Here is a 12817-nt window from a genome sequence, read left to right on the forward strand (position 1 = left end):
CACACCCGCAGGCCCTTCGGCGCCGCGCACGGCAGGTGGGCGTGCGCGGGGGCCGTTTCCGGGTCGGGACGCCCGATGCCGGTCCGCCGTTCAGACGGCGCTGACGGCGGCCCGACGGCTCCTCACTTGCGGAAGTACTCCGCCGGTTCGCCGTCGGCGCTCATCCCGTACATCAGGACGCGCTCCTTGCCCCCGAGGCGGTCGACGCGCAGGTTCTGCGACGAGCCGGACGGGGAGCACTCGCGGTCGGAGCCCGGTTCCGGCACCGGCGGCCCGAGGACCACGAGGTCGCCGACGCCGCCGAGCACGGCCGTGCTCTCGCAGTGCACCAGGTCGCCCGTCTCGGCGCCGGTCTCGTCGTCGACGCGCGGGTAGTTCTCCGAGAACCGTACGAGCGGGGCGCCGACCGGCCCCTGCGTGACGGTCATCTCGAAGGTGCGGTTCTCCTCGTGGTCCGGCGGGGCGTCGAGCACCTCGAACTTCTGCTGCCAGTGGCCGACGAAGGCGGACGGGACCGCCTTCGGCCCGCTCTGCGACCGGTGGAAGGTGGCACTGACGTCGCCGGACGTCCACTCCAGCACGTCGGGGGACCGTACGGTCAGGGTCTGGTGCGCCGCGGGCGTGCAGCGCTTCTCGGGCACGCTGGTGGTGACGTCGCTCTCGCCGAACACGATCCCGTCGGCGTCCGCGGAGACGAGCGTGGAGCGGCCCATGCACAGCCGCTCGCCGGAGACATGCACGTACACGCCCGTCTTCTCGCCGGCCCGGCCCTGGGTGATCTCGATGCGCCCGGTCTCGTACGGAGCGTCGGCGCTGCCGCGCAGGACGCCCTCCCAGGCGCCGAGGAAGTCGTCGGGCACGGTGCCGCCGGAGCCGCCCGGGCCGTTGGACGACCCGGCCGGGGAGCCGGTCGCGCCCGGCGTCCCCTTGGCGTCGTCCGTCCCGCCGCCGTCCCGCAGGGTCAGGGCGGCGTACGTGCCGGCGGCGGCGAGGACGGCGGCCGCACAGACGGCGGCGAGGACCGTACGCCGGCGCCTGCGCGGGGCGGCGGGGACGGCGGCGACCGGCGTCGGCGGGGTGGGGTCGCCGTCCGCGTCGAGCAGCCGGGCCGCGTGGCGGCCGAGCCCGGCCAACAGCCCCGCGGGCAGCCAGGGTTCACCGGGCAGCGTCACGTTCGCCAGCTCGGCGGAGGCCGGCCGCGCGGCCGGGTCCTTGTCCAGACAGCCGCGTACGAGCGACTCCAGCTCGGGCGGCAGCCCGGTCAGGTCCGGCTCCTCGTGCGCGATACGGAACAGGACGGCGTGCACCCCGCTGTCGGCGGACCCGAACGGCGGGCGCCCGGTGGCCGCGTACGCCAGCACGGCGCCCATGCAGAAGATGTCGGACGCGGGCGTGAGCCGCTCGCCGCGCACCTGCTCGGGCGACATGAAGCCGGGCGAACCGACGACCGCGCCGGTCGAGGTCAGCCCGCCGTCGGTGACGGTGTCCACGGCGCGGGCGATCCCGAAGTCGATGATGCGGGGCCCGTCGACGGTGAGCAGGATGTTCGACGGCTTCAGGTCCCGGTGCAGCAGCCCGGCGGCGTGGATGTGCCCGAGCGCGTCCGCCAGTCCGGCGGCGAGCGCGCGCACCGAGTACGCCGGCAGCGGCCCGTACTGGTCGACGACCACGCTGCGCAGCGACGGCCCGGGGACGTACCCGATGGCGACCCAGGGCGACGCGGCGGCCGTGTCGGACGCGATGACCGGCGTGGTCCCGGATCCGCCGACCCGCTCCAGCGCCTCCACCTCGCGGGTGAACCGGCGCCGGAACTCGTCCTGCGCGGCGAGCTCGGGCCGTACGAGTTTGACGGCCACCGTGCGCCCGCCGGCGGACCGGGCGAGATACACGCGGCCCATCCCGCCCACCCCGAGCCGGCCGAGCAGCCGGAAGGGGCCGATCTGCGGCGGGTCTTCGGGCATCAAGGCATCCACGCCCGGATCCTCGCACACCCGGCCGGGGCCGGCCGGGCTTCCGGGAGCGCCGTCGGACACACCGGCCGGGCGCGGCGGGCGCCGTCTTTGAACACACCGCCGTTGGCGCACGTACTGAACGCGGGGGCCCCGGAGCCCGGGGCCCCCGCCAACGGTCAGACCGTTCCGTCACGACCATGGGGCTGCGGATGAAACACACACGCCGGAGGCGCGCACGACGGAAACTCCAGCGGATCGTGCGGCTGGCCGCCGCCGTGGGGCTGCTCAGCGGCGGCCTGATGGTCTCCGGCGCCGTCGCCGGCGAGGCGCCGCCCGCAGGCGGGCCGCAGACGGACCCGGCCGCGGACGTCGTCTCGCGGCTCGGCCCGTCCCGTACCGCCGGCAGCTGGACCGGCGCCGACGGCCGGACGGTCGTCGCCGTCACCGACCGGGACGCGGCGGAGGAGGCGCGCCGGGCGGGCGCGGAGGCGAAGGTCGTCGAGCACAGCATGGAGCAGCTCCGCTCGGCCACCGAGGAGCTGCGCTCGGCGCCCCGCGTGGCGGGCACGGCCTGGTCGGTGGACTACGCCGACAACAGCGTCACCGTGCGCGCCGACAGCACCGTCTCGGCCGAGGAGTGGTCGGAGCTGTCCGGCCTCGCCGAGCGGATCGGCGGCTTCGTGCGCATGGAGCGGACCTCCGGCGCCTTCACCACCCGGGTGAGCGGCGGCACGCCCGTCTTCGGCGACCGGCGCCGCTGCTCGGCGGGGTTCAACGTCACCGACGGCCGGGACACCTTCATCCTGACGGCCGGGCACTGCGGGCCGCGCGACACCACCTGGTTCCTGGACCGTGACGGCGACGAACTCGTCGGCACCACCACCGTGGCCGGCTTCCCCGGCGACGACTACTCCCTGGTCCGCTACGAGGACGTCGGCACCCTGGACCGCACCAACGTCGTGGACACCGGCAACGGCAGCGCCGTGCAGATCGTCGGGGCGGGCGAAGCGGCCGTCGGACAGCGGGTGTTCCGCAGCGGCAGCACCACCGGCTTCCGCTCGGGGGAAGTGACCGCCGTCGACGCGACGGTGAACTACCCGGAGGGCACGGTCACCGGACTGATCGAGACCACCGTCTGCGCGGAGGCCGGCGACAGCGGCGGCCCGCTCTTCTCCGAGGGGCTGGCGCTCGGCGTCACCTCGGGCGGCGACGGGGACTGCGTCACCGGCGGCACGACCTACTTCCAGCCGGTGACCACGGCCCTGGAGAGCCTCGGGGTGGTCCTGACGGGCGGCCCGCCGCCTCCCGGTGACGGGAACGCGAACGGCGGGACCGGGCAGAGCGCGGAGAACGGGGCCGGCGCCCCGCCCGTGCCCGCGCCGCAGGTACCGCCGGTGCGACCGGAGGAGGGCATCGCGTCGCGCACGGTCACCTCCATCGTCGACTTCGGCAACCCGGCTCTGGGCGTGGGCCTCATCGGGGTGAGCCTGACGGGTCTGCTGGCCGCGCGCTGGCTGGTGTCGGCCCAGGAACGCCGGGAGTACCGCAGCTTCCACAGCGCCAGCTGGGGCTGACCGGGCCCGCTCCGGCGCGGGTCGTTCAGCCCGATTTGGTGTAGGTGAGGGGTTCGCCGCCGGAGCCGACGAGTTCGCGGACGACGGTGGTGTCGTCCCGCAGGGTCAGCCGGCTCCACTGACCCGGCGCGCAGGACGTCCGGTCGCCGAACGTCACCCGGGTGGGGTCGAGTTCGAGGGGCGGGCCGGAGGCACGGAGGGTGGCGGACCAGCGGCAGTCGTAGTTGGGGCCGGTGCCGGTCAGGCTCATGACCTGTTCGCCCCGCGCGCCCTGACGGATCGTCATGGTCCGGGTGTTGGTGCCGTCCCCGGTGTCGAACGACGCCTGCCAGGTGCCGACGTACTCCTGCGGCACGTCCCCGTCGGCCTGCGCGGTCGACGGCGTACCGCTGGGCGGCGGTGTGGCGTCGCCGGTCGGCGTCCGCGGGGAACCGGTGGGCGTCTCGGCGCCCGGCTTCGGGTCCGCGGCCGTCCCGCCGGGCCGGTCCTCGGCCATCAGCGCGTAGACGGAGCCGCCCGCGCCGAGCGCGACGACCAGGGCGACGGCGATCAGCGCGAGTGTCCCGCCACGCGAGCGGCGCGGCGCGGGGGCGCCGGGGCCGTGCCCGGCGGGCGGGTACGGGGCCGGGGCGTAGGGCTGCGGGTATCCGTACGCCTGACCGTGCTGCCCGGGGTGCGGCGGTTGCCCGTAGTGCGGGGGAGGCGTGGGTGCGGGTGTCGACTGCGGCGTGAAGGCGGGCGCCGGTCCGGGTGCGGGCGCGGGCGCCGGTTCGTGGCGAGGCGGAGCCGTCAGCGTCGGCATCGCGGGAGGCGGGGACGAGGGCAGGGGTGCGGCGGGCAGGGCATCGGGCGTACGGGGCCGGTCCTCGGCGTCCAGCAACTGGACCGCGTGCCGCCCCAGTTGCGCGATCAGCGCGCCCGGCAGCCAGGGTTCGCCGTCCGAGTCGGCGGTCGTCCGCTCCAGCACCCGCGCGAGCGCCGGCCGGGCCTCCGGCTCCTTGTGCAGACAGTCGCGGACCAGGTCGAGCAGACCGGCGGGGACGCCGACCAGGTCCGGTTCCTCCTGCGCTATGCGGAACATCTGGGCGTGCCCGCCGCTGTCCGCCGCGCCGAACGGGAGCCGGCCGGTCGCCGCGTACGCGAGGACGGAGCCCAGGCAGAAGACGTCGCACGCCGCCGTGACTTGACGGCCGCGCACCTGTTCGGGGGACATGAAGCCGGGGGAGCCGACGAGCGCGCCGGTGCGGGTGAGACCGCCGTCGGTGACGGTGTCCAGGGCGCGGGCGATCCCGAAGTCGATGACGCGCGGCCCGTCGATGGTGAGCAGGATGTTCGACGGCTTGAGGTCGCGGTGGATCAGCCCGGCCGCGTGGATGTCCGTCAGCGCGTGGGCCAGCCCGGAGGCCAGCAGCCAGACGCTGCGCTCGGGCAGCGGACCGTGCTCGCCGGAGACGACCGCGTGCAGCGAGGGCCCCGCGATGTATCCGGTCGCGACCCACGGGATCGGCGCCTCCGTGTCCGCGTCGAGCACCGGCGCCGTCCACTGCCCGCCGACGCGCAGGGCGGAGCGCACCTCGAGACGGAAGCGGTCGCGGAACTCCTTCTGCTCGGCGAGCTCCTGACGTACGAGCTTCACCGCGACGGTCCGCCCGCGGTCGGACCGGGCGAGATACACCTGTCCCATGCCGCCCGCGCCGAGGCGGGCCAGGATCCGGTACTCGCCGATGCTCTGTGGATCCCCTGGTGCCAGCTGCTCCATCGCCGCGCGGCCCTTCCCCCGTACGAAACCCCGACAGGGCCGAGGATAGTGCGCCGACGGCGGCCGTACGGGGCGGGCTCCGGCCTGTTGCCCCCTGCCGTGTACCGGCGGCCGGCGGCCAGGACCCTCAGGCGTCGCCCGGGACCGCCGGCGCCGGGGCGCCGGCCCGGTCCGCGTCCTCCGCCTCGATCACGGACATGGCTTCCGAGAGCCGCTCCAACACCTGTACGGTCTCGGCGAATTCGTCCGGTCCGAGTTCTTCGAGCAGCCGGTTCGCCAGCCGTGCGTGACCCGGGTCGATCTGCCCGACCGCCGCCCGGCCCTCCGCCGTCGCGTGCAGCAGCTTCGCGCGCCGGTGGGCCGGGTTGGGCCGGTACTCCGCGAGCCCCTGCTCCGCCAGGACGTCGGCGATGCGCTGCACGCTCTGCCGGGTGATGCCCATGGTGCGGGCGACCTGTGCGACGGACTGCGGCTCCCGGAGCACCGCGCCGAGGACCTGCCAGCGCGCCGCCGTCAGCCCCGCCTCCCGGGCCAGGGCGTCGGACACGGTGATGAACTGCCCGTTCAGCCGGAAGACGCCGAGGGCCGTGCGGGTCAGCAGCTCCTGGGGGTGGTGCGCGGGGCTCATGCGCTCAGGACCTCGAAGGCCGCCGGGTCCGAGTCGTGGAACAGCCGGTACCAGGCGTCCAGCTTCTCGCCCTCGTACACCCCGAGGCGGGCGAAGACCTCCCGGGCGAAGGCGACCGGCTCGGTCGGGCCGGCGGTGATCAGGTCGCCGTCGGTGACGGCGTCCGTGTCGGCGTAGCGCGCGCCACCCTGGTATCCCGTGGCGTCCAGGTACATCGGGACGGCGCTGGTGTGCGCGCGGTCGTCGAGCAGGCCCTCCCGGGCGAGCCCCGCGGTCGCGCCGCAGATCGCGGCGACCGGCACGCCCGCGTCGAGGAACGTGCGGGCCTCGGCGGCGAAGGGGGCGAGGTCGTCGCCCATGTCCCACAGGTCCGCCCCGGTGAGGATCAGCAGGGCGCTGTCCGCCGGGTCCAGGCCGGCGAGCGCGAGGTCGGGCTGGACGCGGACGCCGCCCATGGTGGTGACGGGGTCGGTCGTCGGACCGACCGTCTTCACGGTGAAGCCGTTCCGGGTGAGGTGAGCGGTGGTGTGGCCGGTCTCCCAGTCGGCGAAGGTGTCGTACACGGCCAGATGAACGGTGCGGGTCATGGTGGTCTCCGTAAGGTGTGCCCCCGTCATGCTCATATGACAACAGGCTGTCATGTCGACAGTATGCTGTCAAACTCCCGTGAGGACGGCGACGGCGCGACATCCTGCCCAGATAAGCGGCCGAGGCCGTACAAGGTGGCCATGTCGTCGCCGCTCGGCGCCTCCTTACGCTGGTCCGCATGACCCCTCATGCCGACCCCCAGGCCGGCGCCGCCGTGAAGGCCGCCGACCGTGCCCATGTGTTCCACTCCTGGTCCGCCCAGGGCCTGATCGACCCGCTCGCCGTCGCCGGCGCGGAGGGGTCGTACTTCTGGGACTACGACGGGAACCGCTACCTCGACTTCACCAGCGGCCTCGTCTACACCAACATCGGCTACCAGCACCCGAAGGTCGTCACGGCGATCCAGGAGCAGGCCGGGCAGCTGGCCACCTTCGCGCCGGCGTTCGCCGTGGAGCCGCGTTCGGAGGCCGCCCGGCTGATCGCCGAGCGCACCCCCGGCGACCTGGACAAGATCTTCTTCACCAACGGCGGCGCGGAGGCCGTCGAGAACGCCGTCCGCATGGCCCGGCTGCACACGGGCCGCCCGAAGGTGCTCTCGGCCTACCGCTCGTACCACGGCGGCACGGCCACCGCGATCAACATCACCGGCGATCCGCGCCGCTGGGCCAGCGACAGCGCCACGGCGGGCGTCGTCCACTTCTGGGCACCGTTCCTGTACCGGTCGCCGTTCTACGCCACGACCGAGGCCGAGGAGTGCGCCCGCGCCCTCACCCACCTCGAGGACACCATCGCCTTCGAGGGACCGCAGACGATCGCCGCGATCGTCCTCGAGACGATCCCCGGCACCGCCGGCATCATGACGCCGCCGCCGGGCTACCTCGCGGGCGTCCGCGAGATCTGCGACCGGTACGGCATCGTCTTCGTCCTCGACGAGGTCATGGCCGGCTTCGGCCGTACGGGCAAGTGGTTCGCCGCCGAGCACTTCGACGTGGTCCCGGACCTGATCACCTTCGCGAAGGGCGTCAACTCGGGGTACGTGCCGCTGGGCGGCGTCGCCATCTCCGCCGAGATCGCCGCGACCTTCGACAAGCGGCCCTACCCCGGCGGCCTCACCTACTCGGGCCACCCTCTGGCGTGCGCGGCGGCCGTCGCCACGATCCGGGTCATGGAGGACGAGCAGGTCGTCGAGCACGCGGCCGCGATCGGTGAGCACGTCCTCGGCCCCGGCCTGCGCGAACTCGCGGAACGCCACCCGTCGGTCGGCGAGGTGCGCGGCCTCGGCGCCTTCTGGGCCCTCGAACTCGTCCGCGACCGCGAGACCCGCGAGCCGCTGGTCCCGTACAACGCGACGGGCGAGGCGAACGCGCCGATGGCGGCGTTCGGGGCGGCCTGCAAGAAGAACGGCCTCTGGCCCTTCATCAACATGAACCGCACCCATGCGGTCCCGGCGTGCAACGTCAGCGAGGCGGAGGCCAAGGAGGGTCTGGCCGCGCTGGACGCGGCGCTGTCGGTGGCGGACGAGTGGACGTCTTAGCCGCGGTCGTTTCCCGCCCCGCCCCTTCCCCGCTTGTACCGGATGTGCGGCTCCGCGGCGTGGGGGCGGGCTCCGGCCCCGATACGCCTGGGGGCGGGCCGCGCTCCGCCGGGGCCCGGTCCCGCGCTCCGCGCGGTGGCCTCAAACTCCCCCTACGGCCGGGCCGGGCCCGGATCGACCGGGCCCGGACCGGCCCGGACCGGCCCGGTCCGTTAAGAGGGCTCCACCTCCAGGAACCGCCGCTTCCGCGGCCCCCGGTACAGCAGCGCCTCCCAGCCCAGCCCCGCCAGCACCTCGGCGCACGCCTTGAGCCGGGTGTCCTCCTCCTGGGCCGCGCCGCCGCCCGGCGGGCCGAGCCACTCCACGTACACCGTCCGGGCGCGCTCGCCGGGACGCACGCGGTAGCCCGTGGCCGTGCGCCGGGTGTCGTCGTCCGCGGCCACCGCGGACGGCGGGAGGCCGGCGGCCTCCAGTGCCAGGGCCACGGCGCGTACGGTCCGGTTCAGCTCCCACGGCGCGGGCACGCTCTCGCCGCCCGTGGAGTTCGTCACTCGGCGGATCCGGAGCAGCCCCTCGAACGCCGTCCGCACCTCCGCGTCCCTGCCCGGCCCGGTGACCTGGGGCCCGTCGCCGGTGGCCGGCTCGAACACGTCCTCCATCCGGGCATCGCCTCCCCTCACGGTCAGACCGTACGCCGCGCACTCGCCGCGCCGGCCCTGGCCTATCGTGTCCGGGACCGAAGGCGAAGGGGAAGGCCACGATGCCCGGCTACGGGAGCGGCAGCGGTGGCGGGAACGGCGGCACGAGCGCCGTCACCCGCAGCACTCTGCGACAGCAGATCGCCGATGCTCTCCGTGACGAGGTGCTCGCAGGCCGTATGCAGCCGGGGCAGGAGTTCACCGTCAAGGAGATCGCGGAGCAGTACGGCGTCTCCGCGACACCCGTCCGCGAGGCACTCGTCGACCTGTCTGCGCAGGGGCTGCTCGACTCCGACCAGCACCGCGGTTTCAAGGTGCACCAGTTCTCCGTGGACGACTACCGGACCATGGTCGAGACCCGGACCATGGTCGTGTACGCCATCTTCGGCCACCTCGAGCAGCACCGGCCCTGCCCGCCCACCCCGCAGGCGCTGCTGTCCGTGCAGCGCCGGGCCGAGGAGGCGTCGCGGGCGGCGCGCACGGGCGACCTGGACATCCTCATCGGCTACGACCTGCGCTTCTGGCGGGAACTCGCCGCGCTCGCCGCGAACCGCTACCTCTGCGACTTCCTGCACCGACTGCGGGTGCAGGCATGGGTGTTCGCCGTGCCGTTGCTGCGCGCCGACCCGGATCTCTCCGACTGGCTGTGGAGCGGGCACCAGGACATCGTCGACGCGGTGAACGGCGGGGACACGGAGGGCGTGCGGACCGCGATCCGCGCGTACAACGACCACGCCCTGGCCTGGGCGGACCGGCTGGAACAGCAGAGCATGCAGCGGGAGCAGAACCGGCATCAGGACCGGCAGCGGCGGCAAGAGCGGTGAGCGTGGATCTGAGCGTCGTCGTCCCGGCGTACAACGAAGAGGCGCGGCTGCGGCCGACACTGGACGCCATTCGCGCCCATCTGTGCGCCGAACCCGACCGCTGGGGCGAGTGGGAGCTGATCGTCGTGGACGACGGCTCGACCGACGCCACCGCGAAGATCGCGCAGGAGGCCGCGTCGGAGGAGCCGCGGATCCAGGTCGTGACGAGCGCGACGAACCGCGGCAAGGGCAGCGCCCTGCGCCTCGGCGTCCTCGCCTCGTACGGCCGGCGGGTGCTGATCACCGACGCCGACCTGGCGACCCCCGTCGAGGAGCTGGACCGGCTGGAGACGGAGCTGGAGTCCGTCGGCGCCGCCGCCGCGATCGGCTCGCGAGCCCACCCCGACGCGCGGATCGAGGTGCACCAGCGGCGCGTGCGGGAGTGGCTCGGGCGGATGGGCAACCGGCTGATACGAGCGGTCGCCGTCCCCGGCATCCGGGACACCCAGTGCGGTTTCAAACTGCTCGACGGCGACAAGGCGCGCGCCGCCTTCGCCGACTCCCGGCTGGACGGCTGGGCCATCGACGTCGAGGTGCTCCGCTTCTTCCGGCGCCAGGGCTGGCCGGTGACCGAGGTCCCGGTCCGCTGGTCGCACGTCGCCGGCTCCAAGGTCAGACCGGCCGACTACGGCAAGGTGCTCCTCGAACTGCTGCGGCTGCGCGCCCGCGCCGTGCGGCGGGTCGACCTGGCCGTCACCGGGCTGTTCCTCGTGGCGTCCGTGCTGCTCTACAAGGGGCTGTGGACGGACCTGGACCGCGCGTACATCCGTGACGCCGGCCAGGACCAGAACCAGTGGGAGTGGTTCTTCGCCGTCACCGCCGACAACGTGGTCCATCTGCGCAATCCGCTCTTCACGACCCTCCAGAACAATCCCGAGGGCGTGAACCTGATGGCGAACACGGTGATGCTCGGGCTGTCCGTGCCCTTCACCCCCGTCACCCTCGCCTTCGGCCCGACCGTCACCTGGGCGCTCGTCCTCACGCTGGGGCTCGCGGCGACCGCGACCGCCTGGTATCTGCTGATCGCCCGCTGGGTGGTGGCGAACCGGTGGGCGGCGGCCCTCGGCGGCGCCTTCGCCGCGTTCGCGCCGCCGATGATGTCGCACGGAAACGCGCACCCGAACTTCCTCGTCCTGTTCATGATCCCGGTGATCATCGACCGGGTGCTGCGACTGTGCGAGGGACGCGACGTCCGGCGGGACGGGATACTGCTGGGCCTGTTCGCCACATACCAGATCTTCCTCGGCGAGGAGCCGCTGCTGCTCGCCGCGATGGGCATGCTGCTGTTCGCCCTCTCGTACGCGCCGGCCGCCCGCGACGTGGCCGGGGCGGCCTGGCGGCCGCTGCTGAAGGGCACGGGCATCGCGCTGCTCGTGTGCCTGCTGCTGGTGGCGTTCCCGCTCGGCTGGCAGTTCTTCGGGCCGCAGAGCTACCAGAGCGTGCTGCACGGTGACCACGCGGGCAACAGCCCCCTGGCCTTCCTGCAGTTCTCCGGCCGTGCGCTGCTGGGCTCCGACGCGGGCGCCGACCCGCTGGCCATGAACCGCACCGAGCAGAACGCGTTCTTCGGCTGGCCGCTGATCGCGCTGGCCTTCGCGATCGTGATCCGCCTGTGGCGGCTGCCGCTGGTCAAGGCGCTCACCTTCACGGCGGTCGCCGCGGCGTTCCTCTCCCTCGGGGCGAAGTTCCGCATTCCGTACACGGACATCGTGCTGACCGGCCCGTGGCGGGCGCTGGCGCACCAGCCGCTGTTCGAGTCGGTCATCGAGTCGAGGGTCGCGATGATCTGCGCGCCCGCCCTCGGGGTGCTGCTCGCGCTGACGGCGCAGCGGCTCGCCGCCTGGCGCCCGCCGCTGCGCGGTCTGGGCTTCGCCGCGCTGGCGGCGGCGCTGGTTCCGGTGCTGCCGACGCCGTATCCCGTACGCGAGCGGCCCGGGATACCGGGCTTCATCGCGCAGGGCACGTATGAGAAGTACCTCGCCGACGGCGAGTCCCTGGTGACCGTCCCGCTGCCGCACCCCGGCAGCGCGGAGGCCCTGCACTGGCAGTCGGCGACGGGACTCGGCTTCCGGGTGGCGGGCGGCTACTTCAACGGTCCGTGGGGCCCGGACCGCATCGGCATCTACGGCGCGACCCCGCGCCACACCTCCAACCTGCTGAACGACGTCCGCAACTCCGGCCAGGTCCCCGTCATCGGCCCCAACTGGCAGGCGCAGGCCCGCCAGGACCTCGAGGCGTGGAACGCGGGCGCGGTGGTACTGGCTCCGCAGTACAACGAGGGGCCGCTGTACGCGACGGTGGAGAAACTCCTGGGCCGGCCGGGGGAGAGGGTGGCCGGGGTGTGGGTATGGGACGTGGGAGAGGAGTGACAAGGGGGTACCGGACCGTACGAAACCGTGCTGAACGGTCCCTTCGCGGACCGCCCCCGTCGCACTACGCTGCTGTGACCACCGTCCTTCTTCACGCTTCCTCCACCTTCCGCCGTCTTTGACCCGCAGGCCCTACCCCGTACGGTCACCGGACCCTCGACCGCACCACCCGTGCCCGAACTGCTGAGAGCGAGCCCTCCCTTGGCCTGTGACCTGTGGCTGGTCCCCCTCGTCGACGTGCTGTGCCACAGCCCCGACAATCCCTTCGCCGAAGAGATCGCGTCCTACGACAAGGCACTGACCGGCGCGGGCCTGCCGACGGTGCCCGTCTTCGCCTACATGCCGGGCCTGTCGGGCGACGTCGCGCCGGTGGCCGGGTTCGACTACGACGCGCTGCACTTCCTGCGCCGTGCCTATCTGCTGCAGCTGTGCGGGCTCGCGGTGACGCCGGTGGACGAACTCGGCGGCGACTACGAACAGTTGCTGGAGATGTTCGAGTCGACGGCCCAGCAGTCCCATCTGGTGTGGCACTACGACCACGCCGGCGCGTATGTGCCGGTGGACTTCCCGGCTCCGCTCTTCAACGACGAACTCCTCGAGGGCGGCGGCCCCTTGGGCTCCACCCAGGGCCTGCTGCGCGAACTGGAGTACGTGGCCCCGTCCATCGGCATCGACCCGGCCAACCCGCCGGCCGCACCGGAACCCCCGGACCGCCCGACGGCCCTCGAGGAACCGGCCGGCCCGATCCCCTACGACGACAACCCCTTCGCCCGTGAACGCCACGTCTGGCTGGGCCTGCACGCGGCGGCGACGCGGAGCCTCGGCCAGGGATCAATGATCATCTTCAGCTGA

10 protein-coding genes are annotated in these 12817 nt (G+C 73.6%); 5 read left to right on the forward strand and 5 right to left on the reverse strand.

The window, feature by feature from the left end:
* Positions 1-122: 122 nt before the first annotated feature.
* Positions 123-1973: a serine/threonine-protein kinase gene (locus ACFYOP_RS19255; protein ID WP_356894412.1), complete on the reverse strand. Its 1851-nt coding sequence runs from the start codon at positions 1971-1973 to the stop codon at positions 123-125.
* Between the two features lie 188 nt (positions 1974-2161).
* On the opposite strand from ACFYOP_RS19255, the gene ACFYOP_RS19260 reads away from it, so the two are divergent.
* Entirely contained in the window at positions 2162-3526 is a 1365-nt protein-coding gene (locus ACFYOP_RS19260; RefSeq protein WP_356894414.1) for a S1 family peptidase, read from the forward strand.
* A gap of 25 nt (positions 3527-3551) precedes the next feature.
* Here ACFYOP_RS19260 and ACFYOP_RS19265 read toward each other — a convergent pair whose 3' ends face one another.
* The 3 genes from ACFYOP_RS19265 to ACFYOP_RS19275 form a co-directional block, all read right to left on the reverse strand.
* On the reverse strand, positions 3552-5285 hold the full coding sequence (locus ACFYOP_RS19265; protein WP_356894416.1) for a serine/threonine-protein kinase: 1734 nt from the start codon (positions 5283-5285) through the stop codon (positions 3552-3554).
* 127 nt (positions 5286-5412) lie between these two features.
* Positions 5413-5913, reverse strand: a complete 501-nt coding sequence (locus tag ACFYOP_RS19270; protein ID WP_356894418.1) for a MarR family winged helix-turn-helix transcriptional regulator — start codon at positions 5911-5913, stop codon at positions 5413-5415.
* A complete protein-coding gene (locus ACFYOP_RS19275) occupies positions 5910-6500 on the reverse strand; it encodes a DJ-1/PfpI family protein (RefSeq protein WP_356894420.1) in 591 nt (196 codons plus the stop codon). The genes ACFYOP_RS19270 and ACFYOP_RS19275 overlap by 4 nt, the downstream gene beginning before the upstream one ends.
* A gap of 179 nt (positions 6501-6679) precedes the next feature.
* Between ACFYOP_RS19275 and ACFYOP_RS19280 the strand changes: the two genes are divergently transcribed.
* A complete protein-coding gene (locus tag ACFYOP_RS19280) occupies positions 6680-8035 on the forward strand; it encodes an aspartate aminotransferase family protein (protein WP_356894422.1) in 1356 nt (451 codons plus the stop codon).
* Positions 8036-8247: 212 nt separating this feature from the next.
* Here ACFYOP_RS19280 and ACFYOP_RS19285 read toward each other — a convergent pair whose 3' ends face one another.
* Entirely contained in the window at positions 8248-8694 is a 447-nt protein-coding gene (locus ACFYOP_RS19285; protein ID WP_356894642.1) for a hypothetical protein, read from the reverse strand.
* A 101-nt stretch (positions 8695-8795) separates the two neighbouring features.
* Here ACFYOP_RS19285 and ACFYOP_RS19290 point away from each other — a divergent pair, with 101 nt between their 5' ends.
* From ACFYOP_RS19290 to ACFYOP_RS19300, 3 genes are all read left to right on the forward strand, one after another.
* On the forward strand, positions 8796-9557 hold the full coding sequence (locus ACFYOP_RS19290) for a GntR family transcriptional regulator (protein WP_356894424.1): 762 nt from the start codon (positions 8796-8798) through the stop codon (positions 9555-9557).
* Positions 9554-11965 carry a dolichyl-phosphate beta-glucosyltransferase gene (locus ACFYOP_RS19295; protein ID WP_356894429.1) on the forward strand — a complete coding sequence of 804 codons (2412 nt, stop codon included), beginning with the start codon at positions 9554-9556 and terminating at the stop codon, positions 11963-11965. The genes ACFYOP_RS19290 and ACFYOP_RS19295 overlap by 4 nt, the downstream gene beginning before the upstream one ends.
* Before the next feature lie 201 nt (positions 11966-12166).
* The gene (locus tag ACFYOP_RS19300) at positions 12167-12817 is read left to right on the forward strand and encodes a hypothetical protein (protein WP_356894431.1); all 651 of its coding nucleotides are present in this window, start codon (positions 12167-12169) and stop codon (positions 12815-12817) included.

It is taken from the genome of Streptomyces sp. NPDC006294 (genome assembly GCF_042870895.1).
GTDB lineage: Bacteria > Actinomycetota > Actinomycetes > Streptomycetales > Streptomycetaceae > Streptomyces.

Excerpts from the sequence above, each read along its gene's own strand:
- ACFYOP_RS19260 (WP_356894414.1), top strand. The coding sequence starts at position 2,162 with ATGAAACACACACGCCGGAGGCGCGCACGACGGAAACTCCAGCGGATC.
- ACFYOP_RS19265 (WP_356894416.1), bottom strand. The coding sequence starts at position 5,285 with ATGGAGCAGCTGGCACCAGGGGATCCACAGAGCATCGGCGAGTACCGG.
- ACFYOP_RS19270 (WP_356894418.1), bottom strand. The coding sequence starts at position 5,913 with ATGAGCCCCGCGCACCACCCCCAGGAGCTGCTGACCCGCACGGCCCTC.
- ACFYOP_RS19275 (WP_356894420.1), bottom strand. The coding sequence starts at position 6,500 with ATGACCCGCACCGTTCATCTGGCCGTGTACGACACCTTCGCCGACTGG.
- ACFYOP_RS19280 (WP_356894422.1), top strand. The coding sequence starts at position 6,680 with ATGACCCCTCATGCCGACCCCCAGGCCGGCGCCGCCGTGAAGGCCGCC.
- ACFYOP_RS19285 (WP_356894642.1), bottom strand. The coding sequence starts at position 8,694 with ATGGAGGACGTGTTCGAGCCGGCCACCGGCGACGGGCCCCAGGTCACC.
- ACFYOP_RS19290 (WP_356894424.1), top strand. The coding sequence starts at position 8,796 with ATGCCCGGCTACGGGAGCGGCAGCGGTGGCGGGAACGGCGGCACGAGC.